The following is a 19,950-nucleotide window of genomic DNA, read 5'->3' as shown; positions in this document are numbered from 1 at the left end:
GTATTAACCGATAAATTGAGTGAAACATGAAACACAAATTACTTACCGGGTCTCTCTCCTTCACAGTAGGGATGGGATTCAGCGCTTTGCCTGCCGTCGCGCAGCAATCTCCGGCTTCCACTGAGGTCAAGCCCAATGTAATCATTATCAACGTTGATGATTTGGGCTATGGCGACATTGGTTGTTACGGTGCCACCAAGGTCAAGACTCCCAATATAGACCGTCTGGCATCGCAGGGCCGTAGCTTTATGGACGCTCATTCATCCTCGGCTGTTTCCACGCCTTCACGTTATGGACTGATGACCGGTCAATATCCTTGCCGTGAGGATATTTGGGGGGCAATCTTCCTGAATCAGACTCTGCAAATTGATACGGCACGCACCACAATTGCGGATGTGATGAAACGTTCCGGCTATTCCACTGCCATCGTGGGGAAGTGGCATCTTGGATTCCGTACGGACGAAAAGATGGACTGGAACAAGGAACTGGCTCCCGGACCACTTGAATTGGGATTCGATTATTACTTCGGTGTGCCTATTCTCAACAGTCATCCACCTTTTGTTTATGTGGAGAACCATCATGTGGTGGGTTATGATTCCAACGACCCGTTTGTAAGAGGCAAGAGGGCAGAAACGGAGGAGTTCGATGAAAAATTCGGTATCAACTCTATTGGTGGAGCCACGGCTGCGCACCGTTTGTACAAAGACCGGGCTGTAGCCACTACTTTGAAAGACCGGGCCGTGCAGTGGATAAAGGAACATAAGGATTCACCTTTCTTCTTGTATTATGCTACCACCAACATCCATCATCCTTTTACACCGGCCGAACGCTTTGTAGGTACCAGTGAGGCAGGACCTTACGGTGATTCAATCCATGAATTGGACTGGGTGGTAGGCGAGATTATGCGTACCCTCGATGAGGAAGGGCTGGCGGGAAATACTCTGCTCATCTTCACCAGTGACAACGGGGGAATGCTGAATCATGGAGGGCAGAGAGCTTGGAAGGCAGGACACCATATCAACGGCAAGCTTCTTGGTTTCAAGTTCGGAGCTTGGGAAGGCGGGCATCGCATTCCTATGATTGTCCGCTGGCCGGGCAGGATTCCTGCGGGCAGCGTATCCAACCAGTTGATGTCCAATGTTGACATGCTTGCCACTTTGGCTGCCCTCACAGGATATGAATTGCAGGAGCAGGACGGGCCGGACAGTTTCAACATGCTTCCTGCCCTTGTCGGAAATCCCGGGAAAATGATTCGGGACCATATTATAATCTGTCCTTCCCAAAAGAGCCATCTTTCCATTCGCAAAGGGAAGTGGGTCTATATTCCGGCGCAAAACAGCGGCGGATTTACCGGAAAGAATGTCGGTGACCATGACTTGGGCGGGGCATCCGCTTTCCAGCTCACCCATCGGGTGAACAGCGATATAGAAAATGCCCGGATAAAGCCGGATGCACCCTCTGTGCAGCTTTACAATCTGGAGGAAGACCCATACCAGACCACAAATGTGTATGAACAGCATCCCAAAGTGGCACGCAGGCTGGCGCGGATACTGGAGGAGAAGATAAGGAAGTCGGATGCCACAAGAAAGTGACAACCGATAGATTGATGAAAAACATAATTTGAAAAATGAAGAATACCGTGATGAAAAAGTTTTTTGTAGGTTTATTCTCCCTTTTGATGGGAGTAGGCAGCGCTTTTGCGCAGACCAATATGTCTAGTGAAATGTATGACCTTGCCAAGATGAAGGAAGGCTTGCGCAACCGCCGTGTCAGCAGTTATGACCGTACGGGCAACAACCGTGACCACCTGAAGGCCATCAAGCCGGGCGAAACGGCTGTCTTGGCCGACATCAAGGGGGCAGGCGTAATCAACCATATCTGGATAACGATGTCTCCGGGACCGCGCCAGCTTTCCCGTAACGACATCATCCTTCGGATGTACTGGGACGGCAGCGACGAACCTTCTGTCGTGTCCCCCATCGGTCCCTTTTTCGGCCAGGGATGGAACGAACAGTATAACTATGCTTCTTTTGCACTTTCTTCCGGTCCCAACGGTGGTACGGGTTTGTGCAGCTATTTCGCCATGCCTTTTGCCAAAGGTGCGCGCATTGAGATAGAGAATCAGACGGATGTCAACATCGGCGCCTTCTACTACTACATAGACTATGTGGAGATGAAGGAACTGTCCAAGGACATGGGGCGTTTCCATGCGTGGTTCAACCGTGAGATTACCGAAGCGCTTCCCGAGGGGGAGACCGAGTGGGGTTCCGTGGGTAAGCAGACGGAGAATAAGGACGGAGCCGACAATTATGTGTTTGCCGATATCAAGGGAAAGGGCCATTTTGTGGGATTGAATTATTATGTACAGTGCCCTACCCCCATGTGGTATGGTGAAGGCGATGACATGTGGTTCATCGACGGTGAAAAACAGTCTTCCTTGATAGGAACCGGTACGGAAGATTTGTTCAACACCGCCTGGTGCCCGAAAGAGCCCTACCAGCATATCTACTTCGGCTATCCACGTGTGAATAATGATGTCGGATTCTTGGGGCGTACACATGTCTATCGGTTCTTTATTCAAGATCCCGTCTTCTTTGAGAAAGGGCTGAAAGCCACCATTGAGCATGGGCACAACAATTGCCTGACCCTCGACCTGGCCACCGTTGCCTACTGGTATCAGGACAAGGCGACGGCTGTTCCCACCATACCCGACAAGGCGGGCCGTAAGCTGAAGCCGATGGTAAACAATGTGATGATGCACAAATGGCGTCATGAGTGGAGAAAGAATAAAGGGAATAAGGCTGACCTTTGGGGAAATGAATAAATTGCTGGAGGATATGAAATGAAGACATTATTAGTTATATCTGTTTTATTAGCATTTACTCTTTTGGGGCATGCCCAAATATGGAAAGTGCCTGAAGGTCATGAAACGCGGTGGACAAGTTTTGAAAATCCTACCGGTGCCAAGGGAACGGCAGCTCAAGTCAATAAAGGTGCAAAAGGAAGTGCTTTCGGCAGAATCATGGCGGGAGACAGCTGTGTTTTGTTGTCTCAGCAAGGACCCGGGATCATTAACCGTATTTGGCTGACAGTCAGCAAACGTAACCCTAAGATGCTTCGTGCGTTGCGTATCAAGTTTTATTGGGATAATTCTGTTGTTCCGGCAGTGGATGTCCCATTGGGAGATTTTTTTGGGAATCCGCTGTCACGTACATCTCGTTTTGAGAACTGTTTCTTTTCTAATCCGGAGAAGCGTTCTTTTAACTGTTCTATTCCGATGCCTTACCGTATCGGTGCCAAAGTGGTGTTTGTGAATACCTCGGATGAGGACCTGACACACTTGTTTTATGATATCAACTTTACTAAATTGCCGGAATGGGATTCGGAGATGAGCTATTTTCATGCTGTCTGGCGTGAAGACAAATCCACCAAGTTGGGAGTGGATTATACTGTTCTTCCCCAACTATCGGGCAAGGGGCGCTTTTTGGGGGTAAGCTTGGGTATCTTTGCCAATAAGGCGTATGAAACTACTTGGTGGGGAGAAGGTGAAATCAAGTTCTACATTGACGGAGATAAGGAATTTCCCACATTGAGTGGTACGGGAGTTGAAGACTATATTGGTACGGCTTGGGGGCAGGGCGAGTATTCCCACCGTTATCAAGGTTGTCCGATTGCAAATGCGGACAGTTGTTGGTGGAGTATGTATCGTTTCCACGTGCAGGACCCGATTTATTTTCGTCATGATATAAGAGTTACATTGCAGCAGATTGGAGGTGCTCCATATCAAAAGGTACTCGAACTGTACAAGGCGAAGGTTCCTCTTGTACCGGTTACTATAGATAGAAGCGGTAAACTGAAATTCTATCGTTTATTAGATGAAGATTCAGACCTACATATCACGGATAAAGACTTTCCGCCAGGATTTGTTAATTTCTACCGCCAAGATCATGTAACTTCAACAGCATATTTCTATTTGGATAGGCCTGCAGTCTGAATAATCTTTAAATAACTTCCTAGTGTATGTTGTTGGGAATTAGTGTTTTATACAATGCTGTAGTAGTTACGTTGTAGTGCTTGAGCAGGTTGTGGTAATCTTGTGGTAGTTTGTTTTTTGACATACATCAATTGCTCCTATACTTTTGCAAAAGAATTTTAAATCAATACAAAATGAAGAAAAATTTATTAATTACATGTGTGATGTTGTTGTTTGCCGTTGTTTCGATGGCGCAGAACAAAATTACGGTTTCGGGTGTCGTTTCCGACAAGACGGGAATGACTGTTATTGGTGCTACAGTTTCGGTAAAGGGGGCTCCTCAACAAGGAGTCGTTACTGGACTTGATGGTGATTATAAGATTACCAATGTTCCCAGTAACGCTGTCTTGCTTTATAGCTATATTGGTATGAAAGACCAAGAAATAGCAGTGAATGGTCGTACTACTATTAATGTAGTAATGCAAGAAGACAATATGTTGATTGATGAAGTTGTAGTTGTAGGCTATGGTGTACAGCGTAAATCAGACTTGACCGGTGCTGTTGGTTCTATCAAGAGCGATGATTTGAAAAAGATTTCTACACCTAATGTGGCTAACGCATTGCAAGGTCGTGTGTCCGGTGTATTTATCTCTGCAAGCGGTGCTCCGGGTAGCTCTCCTGAAGTGCGCATTCGTGGTATCGGTACTACTAATAATAGCAATCCGCTCTATGTGGTTGATGGAATGTTTATGGACGATATATCATTCCTGAGTAACCATGATATTGAGTCCATGGAGGTATTGAAGGATGCTTCTGCTACTGCCATGTATGGTTCTCGCGGTGCTAACGGTGTAATCATTGTTACCACCAAGCAAGGTGCTGAAGGTAAAGCACAGGTGAACATTACTGCCAGTGAAGGATTTCAGTTCCAAAATAGCGGTAAGTTTGAGATGTGTACGGCTTCTGAATATGCTATGCTGCAAAATGAAGCTAACTTGAATATTAATCCAGATGGCGGTCTTGTTTATGATGACCCGGCTTCTTTCGGAAAAGGGACCAATTGGTTCGATGAGATTTTCCGAGTAGCGTCTGTCCGTGATTATCAAGTTGCTGTTAGTGGCGGAACAGAAAAGGTACGTTATAATTTGAGTGCCGGATATTTCCAACAGGATGGTATCATAAAGGAAAATTCTTATGACCGTTTTACTTTGCGTGCCAATAATTCATATAAAATAAACAAACATTTGACTATCGGGCATAACTTATCGGCTTCTTTTAGTCATACAAAAAATGAAAATAAGGGAGTTGTAAAATCTGCTTATAAACTGAGTCCTATCATTACTCCTTATGATGAGAATGGTAATTTCTCCGATCCTCAGGTGGCATCTACTGCTAATCCGCTTGCTACCCTCCATTATATGAATAGTGATAATTGGAAAGATAGAATTGTGGGTAGTGCATTCTTGAATTGGGAAGTTATTAAAGGGTTGAATTTTAAGACCAGCTTGGGCATTGATTATATTAATGGTAGAAGTCGTAATTTTACTCCTAAGTATTATATCTCGGAGTATCAAAAGGTAGATGAGAACAGCTTGTCTAAAACATGGACTAGAGATTTTACTTGGCTGTGGGAGAATATCTTGACTTATGATTGGCAAATCAATGATAAAAATCGTCTGAATCTTTTGGGTGGTATTACTGCTCAAAAATACACTAATGAAAAGTTAGGCGGGTCAGGACGTAGTTTCTTCTCAGAAGTGGAAGACTATTGGTATTTGGATCAGTCTTCAAGCGATACACGTGGACTTGAGAATAATGGAAAACATGAAGCCATGATGTCTTACTTGTTCCGTGCCAACTATGCTTTAATGGACAGATATTTGTTGACGGCTTCTATACGTGCCGATGGCTCTTCGAAGTTTGGACCGGATAACCGTTGGGGATATTTTCCGTCAGTAGCTGCCGGATGGAGGATTTCTGAAGAAGCTTTTATTAAAGATAATGTTGAATGGTTGAGTAACTTGAAGATTAGAGGTAGCTGGGGGCAAATTGGTAATGATAAGATTGGTAATGACAAATATTATGCATTGGCTAATGTAGCCCCTACTTATGATGCTGTATTTGGTGGTGATTATTATTCTGGTGGTACTGTAACTTCTCTTTATAATACACAAATCCATTGGGAACGTTCAGAGCAGTTGGATCTTGGTTTTGATTTAGGCTTGTTCAATAATCGCTTTTCTTTAGAGTTTGACTATTACAGAAGAGATACAAAAGAAATGTTGGTAAATGTGGATGTTCCTGCTTCTGTAGGACTTGCCTCTGTAGAAACAAACGTGGGCTCAGTACGTAACTCTGGACTTGATTTTACGGTGAAATGGGAAGACTCGTTTAAGGATTTTCGTTATGGCATCCGCTTGACTGGAACTACAATTAAGAATGAGGTGACTAATTTGGGAGGTAAACGTATCACCAGTGGGGATATAGGTTCCGGAAAAAGTGTTCATATGACAGAAGAAGGAATGCCAATCAAGTATTTTTATGGTTACAAGACTATTGGTATTTTCCAAAGTAATGAGGAGATTGAGCAGTATAATGCGATGGCTGCGGCTGCTTCCGGTGATGCGAAGAAGAAGTATCAGGCAAATGTAGCTCCGGGTGATCTGATTTATGCAGATACGGATGGCAATGGATATATAACTGCTGAAGACCGTACGGATTTAGGCTCTCCTACTCCGAAGTTTATCGGTGGTTTGGGTATAACTGCCGCTTGGAAAGGCTTTGATTTGTCAATTGATTTGCAGGGTAATTTTGGTAATAAGATTTATAATGCCAAACAAGCTGAAAGAAATGCTGGTGTTGATAACTGGGATCGTTCGTTCTTGGATAGATGGACTGAAAACAATAGGAATACTTCCATTCCGCGCATGACATTTGAGGGTAACAATTATTTTGTTTCCGACCGTTATGTTGAGAGTGGCAACTATGTGAAGTTACAGACTGTGGAATTAGGATATACATTCCCAAAAAACTTGATGCAAAAAGTGCATATCCAGAATTTGAGATTGTACTTCTCAGGTAATAACCTGCTTTATTTTACGAATTATAACGGATTTACTCCCGAAATCTTAGGGGGGCTTGACCGTGATATTTATCCGATTACCGCTACTTGTCGTTTTGGCTTGAATCTTACATTCTAATGGAAAATAAAAATAGGAAATGATTATGAAAAAGATATATTCACTTTTATTAGCTTCAGCATTGGTCTTTACCTCTTGTTCTGATTTTTTGGATACAAAGCCGCAAGGGAAATTGACGCAAGATATTTTCTTCGGGGAAGAAGAAGGTGCTTTGATGGGAATTAATGCTATATATTCTCAAATGAAAAGTTGGGACTTGATCGGGTTTTCTTGGTTTGGCATTATGGAGGTGCCGAGTGACAATTCTGATACAGGAAGTTCACCGGCAGACGGTAGTTATGCTCGCGTGAATTCATTGAATGATTTTACTTATGATGTTTATACTTCTGAATTGAACGGCTGGTGGACTGGCAATTATAAAGGAATCGGATTCTGTAACGTAGCATTGGATAATTTGGATGTGTTGAAAGATGAGCAGTTAAAGATTAGAAGCATTGCACAGGCGCGTTTTTTCCGTGGTTTCTTTTACTTTAACTTGGTGAGAACTTACGGTGGCGTACCTTTGGTTACTAAAGTTCAGAATCCCGATGAATACGATCAGCCATGCGCTTCTGAAGAAGCTATTTATCAGCAGATTATTGATGACTTGTCCTATGCGGCAATGAATTTGCCAACCCGTGATGAATGGGGGATTGCTGAGCGAGGAAGAGTTACGAAAGGAACTGCAGAAGGCTTGTTGGCTAAAGTTTATTTGTTCCGTCAAGATTATGCAAGTGTAAAACAATATGCAGGGCAGGTAATAAGTAGGGGAGAATATAACCTGCATCACAATTACCGTGATTTGTTTAGCCCGGATTCTTATTATTCTGATGAAGTGATGCTGGCCGACCAGTATTTGTGGGGATCAGACAAGACGAGAGATAAGGCTTCCGAATATGTGAAGTGGCAAGGTGTCAGAGGTTTCAAAGGTTGGGGATTCTGTTCTCCGTCAGAATCTTTGGATAAGGCTTATGAATCAGGTGATCCGAGACGGGAGGCTACTATCATTTACGATGGCGAAAATATGGAAGGAGTTGGGGTTATAAACTTCAAGGACGAACCGGGAGTACAACCGCGTGCCAATAAAAAGACAATGTGGCCTACAACTTATTGGAATGCCAATAATTTTGCTAAACAAAATTGCCACTTGTATTTTCTGCGTTATGCGGATGTACTGTTAATGTATGCTGAGGCCTGCAATGAGTTGGCAAATGGTGAAAGCGACCCATTAGTAGATGACGCCCTGGCTAAATTGGAATTGGTCAGAGACCGTGCTCGTAAGTCCGGTGATGATCCCACTGTATTACCTAAAATAACAGAGAGGGATAAGGCAAAGTTGCGTGAAATCATATGGAATGAGCGCCGCATTGAATTAGCAATGGAAGGACACCGTTTCTTTGATTTGATTCGGGCTGATAAAGTTGTTCCCGGATATGCAGAAAAGATGCTGAAGGCCCATGGAAAGACAAACTTCAATATGAGCCAGCATTCCACATTCTACATTCCACAGAAGCAGATTGATATTTCTCAAGGAATATTGAAGCAAAATAAATAAGGTGTGTGAGGAGTAGCCTAAGGCTACTCCTACTTCTTATGTGATTAAAATGTTTAAAATAGGTATTATGAAAAATATATTTCTTTTTTTCTTGTTTTTGGGGGTTTGTTCGTGCTCGGTAAATGCCATAAATCCACCATCTGGTGTGACAGAAAAGCAACTCTCCGATGATGAACTCATGACCCTTGTCCAGAAGCAAACTTTCCGTTACTTTTGGGATTTTGCCCATCCCGAATCAGGATTGGCGCATGAACGGAGCAACGGAGGTGCCGAGACAGCTACCATCGGTGGCTCGGGTTTCGGAGTGATGGCTATCATTGTCGGTATAGAGCGTGGTTTTGTCACTCGCGAACAGGGCGCTGAACGTATGTTGAAGATAGTCCGCTTTCTGAGCGACAAGAATACCGACAGCTATCACGGCATGTGGGCACATTGGATGAACGGTAAAACCGGCAAGACCATTCCTTTCAGTCGTAAGGACGATGGAGCGGATATTGTAGAATCCGCTTTCATGTTCGAAGGCTTGTTGGCTGCCCATCAGTATTTTACAAAGGATAATCCAACGGAAAACCGTATCCGCGGGATAATCAATAATCTGTGGCGTCAAGCAGAATGGAACTTTTTTACTCAGGGACAAGATGTGATGTATTGGCATTGGTCGCCAAACAACGGATGGGCGATGAATCATCAGATTAAAGGTCATAACGAGTGTCACATTGTTTACATTTTGGGCGCGTCTTCCCCTACTTATCCGATTGCCGAGAGCGTTTATCATAAAGGCTGGGCCAATGCGAATACTTTTCTGAACGGTCGGGAGTATTACGGTATCAAGCTTCCTCTTGGAAACAACCACGGAAAGGGAGGTCCTCTCTTCTTCACTCATTATTCTTACATGGGGCTTGACCCACGTGGCTTGAAAGATCGTTATGCCGATTACGAGGAACAGATGAAGGCTCATACCTTGATTAACCGTGCCTACTGCATTGACAATCCGAAGGGTTACAAGGGTTACGGCGAAAAATGTTGGGGATTGACTGCCAGTGACGGTGACAAAGGTTATTCTGCCCATAGTCCCGGTAATGACCGTGGTGTGATTACGCCTACCGCTGCTCTTTCCTCTATTCCATATGCACCTGAATATTCTTTGGAAGCCATGCGTTATTTCTATGAAGAGTTGGGTGACCGTCTTTGGGGTGAATATGGTTTCAAGGATGCGTTCAATTTGACGGAGAATTGGTTTGCACCTTCGTATCTTGCCATTGACCAAGGGCCGATTATTGTGATGATAGAGAACTATCGTACCGGTTTGATTTGGAAACTTTTCATGAGTCATCCCGATGTGCAGAAGGGTTTGAGGAGATTAGGCTTTACTTCTCCTTATTTGAACAAGGTCGATTAGGTTGTTTGATAGGATTCTTTGATTTTGATTAGGTTTTACATAGATTAAAAAGGTTTGTAACCATGAAAAACGTATTTATCAATAGTGTATTGGTTGTTTTCGCATTGCTTGTCGCCTCGTGCGGCAGGCAACCGGAAGCCAAAGTAGAGGTGATGTCGTTCAACATCCGTCTGGATCATGTGGCGGACAGTATGAACAATTGGAAATACCGCAAGGACCATGCGGCACAAATGATTGCTTATTATGCTCCGGACATTATAGGCATGCAAGAGGTGGTGAAGAACCAACTCGATGACTTGAAGGAGCGTCTTCCGCAATATACCGCTCTCGGTGTAGGTCGTGCAGATGGAAAAGAGAAAGGTGAGTATTGCTCTCTTTTCTGTAAGACAGACCGTTTCGAACTATTGAAGAGTGGAAATTTTGGGCTGAGTGAAACTCCTGATTCCATCGGAAAGAAAGGCTGGGATGCGGCTTGCGAGCGTATTGTGACTTGGGCTGTACTGAAAGACAAGGTGAGTGGTAGGGAAATAGCAGCTTTCAATACTCATTTCGATCATGTAGGTAAAGTGGCACGTCGCGAAAGTGCCGTGCTGATACTTGAGAAGATAAAACAAATGGCGGGTGACCTTCCGGTAATTGTTACCGGAGACTTTAATGGAACGGTAGATTCCGAGCCGGTCACTGTATTGACGGAAGGTGGAATGAAGAATGCTTGCGTTACGGCGAAAGTCGCTTACGGACCGACGTGGAGTTTCCATGACTTCGGGCGCATCCCGGTAGAGAAACGTAGGTTGATAGATTTTATTTTTATAAAAGGTGCTGTAGAGGTGGAGCGTTACCGAACCATTGATGATAAGCCGGACAACGGCTATCTCTCCGATCATGCTCCCGTAATGGCTATCTTAAAACTATAAAAGCATTTACTATGAAAAAGAAATTATTGATTGGAGCTGCCCTGATACTTTCTGTGGGTATGGCATGTACTTCAGGAGCCGGTGATTGGCAGAGTTACAGCGGTGACAAACGGATAGAAGAGCGTGTCGATTCTGTACTTGCCTTGATGACACTTGAAGAGAAAATAGGTCAGATGACCCAATATTCTGCCAAGAGCGATATTGTGACCGGTCCGCAAGTAAATACGGACATTGAACCTCTATTGAAGAAAGGATACATAGGCAGTCTTTTCCATGCCACTTCTTCTGCCGCCATCCGCAAGACACAAGAGACGGCACTAGCGGAATCCCGGTTGAAGATTCCAGTGCTCTTTGCTTTCGATGTGATACACGGTTTTAAAACGATATTCCCTATTCCTTTGGCCGAGTCGTGTGCCTGGGACGCCGAACTGGCAGAAAGAAGTGCGTCCATTGCCGCTGCCGAAGCTTCGGCAGTGGGTGTTAACTGGACTTTTGCCCCCATGGTGGACATTTCACGTGATGCACGTTGGGGACGGGTAATGGAAGGCTCTGGTGAGGATCCTTATCTGGGTTCATTGCTCTCTGCCGCACGTGTACGTGGTTTCCAGGGTGAGAAGCCCGAAGACTTGATGCGGCTGGACAAGATGCTGGCTTGCGCCAAACACTTCTGTGCATATGGTGCTGCTGAAGCAGGTCGTGATTATAATACGACTGATGTGTCCGAGCGCTCTTTGCGCGATATTTATTTCCCGCCTTTCAAGGCTGCCAAAGATGCGGGTGTGGCTACTTTCATGACTGCCTTCAATGAGATTTCCGGTGTGCCTTGCACTTCCAGTAAATTCCTTTATCAGGATGTGCTTTGCGATGAGTGGGGGTTCAACGGTTTTGTAGTGACGGATTATACGGCTATCAATGAGCTTGTTCCCCACGGCGTGGCACGCGACGAGGCTCATGCCGCCGAGTTGGCTGCCAATGCGGGCATCGAGATGGATATGACCGGAGGTGTGTTTCATGCACATCTGCTGCAAGCCGTGAAAGAGGGCAAGGTGAACGAAGAAACCATTGATAATGCCGTACGCCGCATTCTGGAGATGAAATTCCTTTTAGGCATTATGGACGATCCTTACCGCTATCTGAATGAGGAGCGTGAGAAGGCTACTATCATGAAACCCGAGTTCTTGGAAGCAGCGCGCGATGCTGCTCGTAAGTCGGTAGTATTGTTGAAGAATGAGAATAACTTTTTCCCGATACAACCCTCCGAACGTAAGACTGTAGCCTTGATAGGTCCTATGGTGAAAGAACGTAACAGTGTGAACGGTGGTTGGGGTGGACGGGGAGACCGTCAACGGAGTGTCACTCTTTTTGAAGGGTTGGAAAAAAAGTACGGAAACTCGAACGTACGTTTTCTTTATGCCGAAGGCTGCAATCTTCGCAAGCCTGGAACTGCAGGATTTGCACAAGCTGTGTCCGTGGCTCGTCAGGCAGATGTCATTCTGGTTGCTGCCGGTGAAGACCAGAACTGGAGTGCCGAGGCTGCTTGCCGCACGGACATCACCCTGCCTGCTTCGCAGCGCGACTTGCTGAAGGAACTTAAGAAAACGGGTAAGCCCATCGGATTGGTATTGATGAACGGTCGTCCGCTGGAACTTACTTGGGAGGACGAGAATATGGATGCTATTCTCGAAGCCTGGTATCCGGGCACGATGGGTGGTCATGCCATTGCCGATGTCATCGCAGGCGACTATAATCCTGCCGGAAAGCTGACAATGAGTTTTCCACGTTCGGTGGGGCAGCTCCCGCTTTACTATAACCACAAGAACACCGGACGACCGCTTCCTCCGGACAATCCGAAGATGGACTACAAGTCTTCTTATATTGACTGTCCCAATTCTCCGCTTTATCCTTTTGGATATGGCTTAAGTTATACTAGCTTTGAGGTGGATAACTTGAAATTGGACAAGGAGGAGCTGAAAAAGGGGGAAACACTTACCGTTACAGTGGATGTAGCCAATATCGGTAAAGTCGGTGGTGAAGAGGTGGTACAGCTTTATATTCGCGACCTTGTGGGAAGTGTGACTCGTCCGGTGAAAGAATTGAAGGGTTTTCAAAAGCTGTATCTCAAGGCTGGCGAGAAGAAGTCTCTGACATTTGTGCTGACTGAAGAAGACCTTGCCTTTTGTGGTGCTGATATGAAGATGCAGGTGGAACCGGGGGAATTCCGGCTCTGGGTAGGAACATCGTCGGCAGATGAGCGGAATGAATCTGTTTTTACGTTGATATGATAAATTGAAAAATCTTATAAATCATTGAAGATGATGAATCATAAACTATCTTTAGGACTTGCCATGCTTCCATTGGTTCCTGCTGTTCAGGCTCAGGAACAAAGCAGACAAGACGGTGAACGTCCTAACATTATTTTTATCATGAGTGATGACCATGCACAGCAGGCTATGAGTATCTATGGTCATCCTATAGGTAAAGTGGCACCTACTCCTAATATTGACCGTATCGGGCAGGAAGGAGCTGTGTTCTGGAATAATTATTGCTGCAATTCTATTTCAGGCCCCAGTCGCGCCGCGATACTTACTGGCAAGCATAGCCATAAGAACGGCTTCATGAAGAATTGGGCACTAGGTTTCGACGGCTCTCAGCAGACGTTGCCTAAACTGTTGCAACAAGGCGGCTATGAGACTGCCGTCATCGGTAAATGGCATCTTATTTCCAAGCCGACGGGATTTGACCATTGGATGATTCTCAATGACCAAGGCGAATACTGTAACCCACAGTTCATTACCGAGGGGGACACTACTATTCATAAAGGATATGTGACCGACCTCATCACTCAATATTGTGAGGAATGGATGGACAACGGTCGTGACAAGAACAAGCCGTTCTTCCTGATGATGCACCACAAAGCCATTCACCGCAATTGGGTACCTGCCGAACGGCATTATCGTTTGTATGAACACGCCAAGTTCCCGCTTCCCGATAATTATTACGATGCCTATGAGGGACGTTACGCAGCACAGATGCAGAAGATGAATATATACCGTGACATGTACGAAGGTCACGATTTGAAGATGGTTGCGGGTATCGATAGCGACAGCCTGCTCTTTGACCCTTGGCCGCACGCTTTCATGGGAACAATGACACCGGAAGAACGCCGCCGTTTCCTTGATGCTTACCGCGATCGAAATAATAAGTTCTATTCCAAGCCACGTTCATTTAAGGAAGTGGCTGAATGGAAATACCAACGTTACCTGCAAGACTACATGGCTTGTGTAGCAAGTGTGGACGAGAGTGTGGGCGAGATACTGGACTATCTCAAACGTACGGGGTTGGACAAGAATACGATTGTAGTCTATACCACCGATCAAGGCTTCTACTTGGGCGAACATGGCTGGTTTGACAAGCGTTTCATGTACGAAGAGTCTTTTGGTATGCCGATGGTGATGCGCTGGCCGGGACATATCAAACCGGGTACGCAAGTTACAGGTCTGACCCAGAACATCGACTTTGCTCCTACTTTCCTTGATATGTGCGGCATCTCCATTCCGCAGGACATGCAGGGCGTTTCGTTCAAGGAACTGGTGGAAAAAGGTAAGACACCGCGCGACTGGCGTAAGTCCTTGTACTATCACTATTATGAGTTTCCCGGCTTCCACAGCGTGCGTGCCCATTACGGTGTGAAGATGGAACGCTACAAGCTGATGCACTTCTACGTGGATGACAATTGGGAACTTTATGATCTCAAGACAGACCCTGAAGAAATGCACAATCTTTATGGGAAGAAGGGAATGGAGAAGATTACCACCGAACTGAAGGCTGAACTGGCACGCTTGCAAAAAGAATACGATGTGCCGCAGGAGTTATGCCGCTGAAAAGCTACCGGAAGACATATTGAACATTAATAACCTGATAATAAAGATAAAAGATAATGAGAAGACTGATTACTAATCTGCTGCTGGCATTATTATGCTTGGCGTCTCCCCTTTTGGCGCAGGACATGCGCATGGATACTTATTGTAATCCGCTGAATGTAGACTATACCTATATGATATACAATTCTTCGAAAGATATCTCCTACCGCTCGGGTGCCGACCCTGCCGTAGTAGAGTTTCGTGGAGAATATTATATGTTCGTTACCCGTACGCACGGCTACTGGCATTCTACGGATTTGCAAAACTGGAATTTTATCAATCCGGGGGAAAACTGGTATCCACAAGGTTGTAACGCTCCGGCGGCACATAACTACAAGGATTCAGTACTTTATGTCTGTGGCGATCCTTCGGGTGTGATGAGTGTGCTTTATACCGACAACCCCAAGTCGGGTAACTGGAAAGCCACTCCTGCAATCATCACCAACTTGCAAGACCCTGACCTTTTTCTTGATGATGACGGCAGTGCTTACATGTTCTGGGGCTCTTCCAACAAGTGGCCCATTCGCGGCATGAAGCTCAACAAGAACCATCGTTTCATACAAGAAGGCGAGAAGCTGGAACTTTTCAATCTCGACCCAGAGAAACATGGTTGGGAACGTTTTGGAGAAAATCATGCCGATACCGTGCTGGGCGGCTATATCGAAGGACCGTGGTTGACAAAGCACAACGGGAGGTATTACATGCAATATGCCGCTCCGGGCACTCAGTTCAATGTATATGCCGATGGTGTATATGTGGCCGACCATCCGATGGGACCTTATACCTATCAGAAACATAACCCCATTTCCTATAAGCCTGGCGGTTATATCAACGGTGCCGGTCATGGAAGTACGGTGCTCGGACCAGGTAGGCAATATTGGCATTTCGGTTCTATGGCTCTGCCCATTAATATGCACTGGGAACGCCGTCTCTGCATGTTCCCTACTTATTTTGACGAAGACGGCATCATGTATTGTGACACCCGTTTTGGAGATTATCCCCGTTATGCACCTACTGTGCCGGGAAAGAAAGGGGAGTTCCGCGGCTGGATGCTTCTTTCTTACAACAAGCCTGCCAGAGGTTCTTCGGCTGTAGAGGGTCATACAGCTGCCGGATTGACGGACGAGAATTGCAAGACCTATTGGCTGGCTTCTTCCAACGATGAAACGCAGTGGGTGGAGATAGACCTTCAGGCACCTGCCACTGTAAACGCTATTCAGGTGAATTACAACGATTATAAGAGTGATATGTATGGTCGTTATCCCGATTTGCGCCACCGTTACACTATCGAAGGTTCCGTAGATGGCGTCAACTGGATACGTCTTGTCAACCGTAGCAACAGTTTCAAAGACACTCCGCACGATTATGTGGAACTGGAAATCCCTGCCCGGGTACGTTATGTACGTTACAAAAACATCCATGTTCCCACACCGCACCTTTCCATTTCTGCCATCCGTATTTTCGGTCTGGGCGAAGGTAAGGCGCCTGCTCAAGTGAAGACATTTGACCCTCGCCGTCACGAAGATCGCCGTGACATCACGCTGACTTGGAAACCGGTGAAAGGTGCACAAGGATACAACATCCTTTGGGGTATTGCGCCGGACAAGCTTTACAGTTCTTGGATGGTGTATGGTGACGAGTGTAGGCATCTGATGAAATGTCTTTCTACCGACCAGAAATATTATTTTGCTATCGAATCTTTCAATGAAAACGGTGTATCTCAAATTTCTGTCGTTAAAGAAGTGAAATAATGTGTTGTAAAATGAGGGTGTGCCATCAACCGTTTTGACACACCCTTATTTGTCGTTTTATGTGTATTTTGTTTATTGTCAGCTTAATAAAACTATGGATAAAAAGTCGTATTGCATCGCTTGGTTGATGTTGTTGTTCGTCGGTTCATTACATGCACAATATCGTACTACTACCTACTGTAACCCTCTTAATCTGGACTATACTTATCCTTTTCACAATTCCCATTTGGGCAAGTCCTATCGTTCGGGTGCCGACCCTGCCGTAGTGGAGTTTCGGGGGGAGTATTATATGTTCGTTACCCGTTCCTGGGGTTATTGGCATTCCAAGGACTTGCTGAATTGGGACTTTATTACTCCCGAAAAATGGTATTTCGAAGGTTGCAATGCTCCTGCTGCCCATAATTATAAAGATTCCGTACTCTATGTTTGTGGGAATCCATCCGGAGCCATGAGCATACTGTATACCGATAATCCCAAACGGGGGGACTGGAAGGCAGTGCCATCGGTGCTCCACGACCTTCAGGATCCTGCCCTTTTCATTGATGATGATGAACGTGCTTATATGTATTGGGGGTCTTCCAACCGTTGGCCTATCCGTGGTAAGGAACTTGATATGAAGAATAAATTCCTGCCGATAGCGAAAAAGCCGGATTCACTGCTCTTTCTCCGTCCTGACATTCATGGGTGGGAACGTTTTGGCGAAAATCATACCAGTGACATCAAACCATTCATCGAGGGTGCGTGGATGACGAAACACAATGGGAAATATTATTTGCAATATGCCGCTCCGGGCACTCAGTTCAATGTGTATGGTGACGGTGTTTATGTAGGAAAATCTCCTTTGGGGCCTTTCGAGTATGCGGCTCATAATCCGTTTTGTTACAAGCCGGGAGGATTTGCTACCGGTGCCGGGCATGGAAGTACGGTTTGTGGTCCCGGAGGAATTTACTGGCATTTCGGTACGATTCATCTGTCCATTAATTATAAGTTTGAGCGTAGGCTTTGTATGTTTCCTACATTTTTTGACGAAGACGGTGCGATGTACTCCGACACTTACTTTGGCGATTATCCTCATTATTCTCCCGACCAGGTTTCGCGACAGACGACAAGCGGTGGTTTCCGGGGCTGGATGTTGCTTTCTTATGGCAAACCCGTGAAGGCTTCTTCGCAATTAGAAAGTTATCCGGTGGAAAATGTGACGGACGAGAACTTGAAAACCTTCTGGGTGGCCGAAAAAAATGACGATAAGCAATGGGTGGAGATAGACCTTGAAGAAGTGAGTGACGTGTATGCCTTGCAACTGAATTTCTTTGACTATGAGGAAACCGGATTTTGGGGACGTATGCCAAACCTCCGGCAACGCTATCTTGTAGAAGCTTCGGTGGATGGTGCCCGTTGGCGGGTATTGGTGGACTATCGCAACAGTTTCCGTGATGCCCCTCATAATTACATAGAACTGGATCAACCGATAGAAGCACGCTATATTCGTTATCGCCACCATTACGTGCCGGGCAAGAATCTGGCAATGGGGGATATTCGCGTGTTCGGTTTGGGACGTGGGAAAAAAACGGCTACGGTAAAAGGTTTTACGGTAGTGCGTGAAGCGGACGAACGTAATGCCCGCATTTCTTGGAAAGCGGTGAAGGGTGCGCAAGGCTATAATGTATTGTGGGGTGTTGCTCTTGATAAATTGTATAGTTCGTGGATGGTATATGGCGATAATTCATTAGACTTACGTGCCCTCACGGTGGGACAAAAATATTATTTTGCCATCGAATCGTTTAATGAAAATGGTATTTCGCAACGTGTCTTTCTTCGAGAGGCTCACTGATTATGTAAATTGAGTAATAATGAAACAGATAATACACTCTTTTTTGTGTGGTGGTACCGTTTGGGCAGCTTGTGCTGTATCGCAGGGAGTAAAGGCCGGTGGAACTTCTGTTTCTGCTGCAGAGGATGGCGAGGTTGTTCGTCCCAACATTGTTTGTGTGGTATGCGAAGACATCAGTCCTTGGCTACGCTGTTTTGGTGACAGTGTGGCAGTGACTCCCACTATTGACGCCCTTGCGGCAGAGGGCGTACGCTATACCAGCCTTTACGGGACAGTGGGTGTCAGTGCTCCTTCGCGTGCGGCACTCATCACGGGAATGTATCCCACACATATTAAAGCTAATTATATGCGTACGCAAGGGGGGCAGATTGCACGTCCGCCAGCAGTAACCGGTTACGATATTGTGTTGTCTGAAGGAATTAAATGCTATACTGAGCTGTTGCGTGCCGCTGGTTATTATTGTACGAACAATCCGAAGACCGACTATCAGTTTCTATCGCCTTTGACAGCTTGGGACGAATGCGGTAGGCAGGCGCATTGGCGCAATCGTCCTAAGGGAATGCCTTTTTTCGCTATATTCAATACCCTTGCTTCGCATGAGCAGAAGGTATGGGAAAGTGCAAAGGATACGCTATACGTCTCTCCCGACGATGTGGTACTGCCTCCCTATTATCCTGAGGACAGCATTGTGCGCCGCGACATAGCTGTCATGTACAGCAATATTTACCGCATGGACTGTTTTGTCCGCCAGATGATTGATGAACTGAAGGCTGCAGGCGAGTGGGATAATACTATTCTTATCTTTTATTCGGATAATGGCGGACCGCTTCCTCGGCAGAAACGTGAAATAACAGAGGTTGGTACCCATATTCCTCTCATTATCCGTTATCCGGACGGACGATTGGCCGGCAGTATTGATGATGGACTTCGCAGTGTCATTGACATTCCACCCACGATTCTTTCATTGGCGGGTATCAAGCCTCCTGCCTATATGGATGGCAAGGCATTTGCTGGGAAATATGCTTCGCCATCGCGGCGCTATGTTTTTGCCGCACGTGACCGTATGGATAAGTGCTATGACCAGCAGGGGGGCGTGCGCGATTGCCGTTATCGTTATATCTGTAATTATACTCCCAATCAGCCCGGCTATCAGCCGGTAGGATTTCGTCTGAACATGCCGATGATGCGCCGTATGCTTCAACTCCATGAAGAAGGCGCACTCGATGAGAATCAAGAAAGCTGGTTTGTCTGGCCCCGTCAGCGTGAAGAGTTCTATGATTTGGAGAAAGACCCTCATGAGATGTGCAATCTGATTAATGATTCGGCTTACCGGAAAGACATTGACCGTTTGCGGAAGGTGTATCGGCAGTGGGAAAGGAAATATTGGCAATGTCGTCCGCTGACAGAACCGGAAATAGTATAAACTAT

General features: G+C 45.8%; 12 protein-coding genes. All 12 read left to right on the top strand.

The annotated features are described in order from the left end of the window. Positions 1 to 26: 26 nt before the first annotated feature. The 12 genes from DWZ03_RS01580 (at position 27) to DWZ03_RS01525 (ending at position 19,945) form a co-directional block, all read left to right on the top strand. On the top strand, positions 27 to 1,592 hold the full coding sequence (locus tag DWZ03_RS01580) for a sulfatase family protein (protein ID WP_120128561.1): 1,566 nt from the start codon (positions 27 to 29) through the stop codon (positions 1,590 to 1,592). Positions 1,593 to 1,627: 35 nt separating this feature from the next. After that, positions 1,628 to 2,824: a glycoside hydrolase family 172 protein gene (locus DWZ03_RS01575; RefSeq protein ID WP_120128558.1), complete on the top strand. Its 1,197-nt coding sequence runs from the start codon at positions 1,628 to 1,630 to the stop codon at positions 2,822 to 2,824. 18 nt (positions 2,825 to 2,842) lie between these two features. Next, positions 2,843 to 3,994 carry a glycoside hydrolase family 172 protein gene (locus DWZ03_RS01570; protein WP_243634936.1) on the top strand — a complete coding sequence of 384 codons (1,152 nt, stop codon included), beginning with the start codon at positions 2,843 to 2,845 and terminating at the stop codon, positions 3,992 to 3,994. Between the two features lie 173 nt (positions 3,995 to 4,167). Then, complete coding sequence (locus DWZ03_RS01565) at positions 4,168 to 7,173, top strand: SusC/RagA family TonB-linked outer membrane protein (RefSeq protein WP_120128556.1); 3,006 nt, start codon at positions 4,168 to 4,170, stop codon at positions 7,171 to 7,173. Positions 7,174 to 7,198: 25 nt separating this feature from the next. Beyond that, positions 7,199 to 8,707 carry a RagB/SusD family nutrient uptake outer membrane protein gene (locus DWZ03_RS01560; protein ID WP_227239046.1) on the top strand — a complete coding sequence of 503 codons (1,509 nt, stop codon included), beginning with the start codon at positions 7,199 to 7,201 and terminating at the stop codon, positions 8,705 to 8,707. Positions 8,708 to 8,774: 67 nt separating this feature from the next. Then, entirely contained in the window at positions 8,775 to 10,106 is a 1,332-nt protein-coding gene (locus tag DWZ03_RS01555) for a glucoamylase family protein (protein WP_034525916.1), read from the top strand. 62 nt (positions 10,107 to 10,168) lie between these two features. Further along, positions 10,169 to 11,020 (top strand): endonuclease/exonuclease/phosphatase family protein, encoded by an 852-nt coding sequence (locus DWZ03_RS01550; RefSeq protein ID WP_120128553.1) that lies wholly within the window; start codon positions 10,169 to 10,171, stop codon positions 11,018 to 11,020. 11 nt (positions 11,021 to 11,031) lie between these two features. Next, on the top strand, positions 11,032 to 13,302 hold the full coding sequence (locus DWZ03_RS01545; protein WP_120128550.1) for a glycoside hydrolase family 3 N-terminal domain-containing protein: 2,271 nt from the start codon (positions 11,032 to 11,034) through the stop codon (positions 13,300 to 13,302). A gap of 33 nt (positions 13,303 to 13,335) precedes the next feature. Next, positions 13,336 to 14,901, top strand: coding sequence for a sulfatase (locus DWZ03_RS01540; protein ID WP_120128702.1), 1,566 nt, complete (start codon positions 13,336 to 13,338; stop codon positions 14,899 to 14,901). A 56-nt stretch (positions 14,902 to 14,957) separates the two neighbouring features. Further along, a complete protein-coding gene (locus DWZ03_RS01535) occupies positions 14,958 to 16,691 on the top strand; it encodes a family 43 glycosylhydrolase (protein WP_118274612.1) in 1,734 nt (577 codons plus the stop codon). A 94-nt stretch (positions 16,692 to 16,785) separates the two neighbouring features. Further along, positions 16,786 to 18,522 carry a family 43 glycosylhydrolase gene (locus DWZ03_RS01530; protein ID WP_120128547.1) on the top strand — a complete coding sequence of 579 codons (1,737 nt, stop codon included), beginning with the start codon at positions 16,786 to 16,788 and terminating at the stop codon, positions 18,520 to 18,522. A gap of 19 nt (positions 18,523 to 18,541) precedes the next feature. Continuing rightward, on the top strand, positions 18,542 to 19,945 hold the full coding sequence (locus tag DWZ03_RS01525) for a sulfatase (protein WP_243634935.1): 1,404 nt from the start codon (positions 18,542 to 18,544) through the stop codon (positions 19,943 to 19,945). Positions 19,946 to 19,950 lie beyond the last annotated feature (5 nt).

This window comes from Bacteroides sp. AF29-11 (genome assembly GCF_003602895.1).
In the GTDB taxonomy this organism is placed as follows: domain Bacteria; phylum Bacteroidota; class Bacteroidia; order Bacteroidales; family Bacteroidaceae; genus Bacteroides; species Bacteroides uniformis.
The sequence above is the reverse complement of the archived record's forward strand: the minus strand, read 5'-3'. Positions and strand labels throughout refer to the sequence as shown.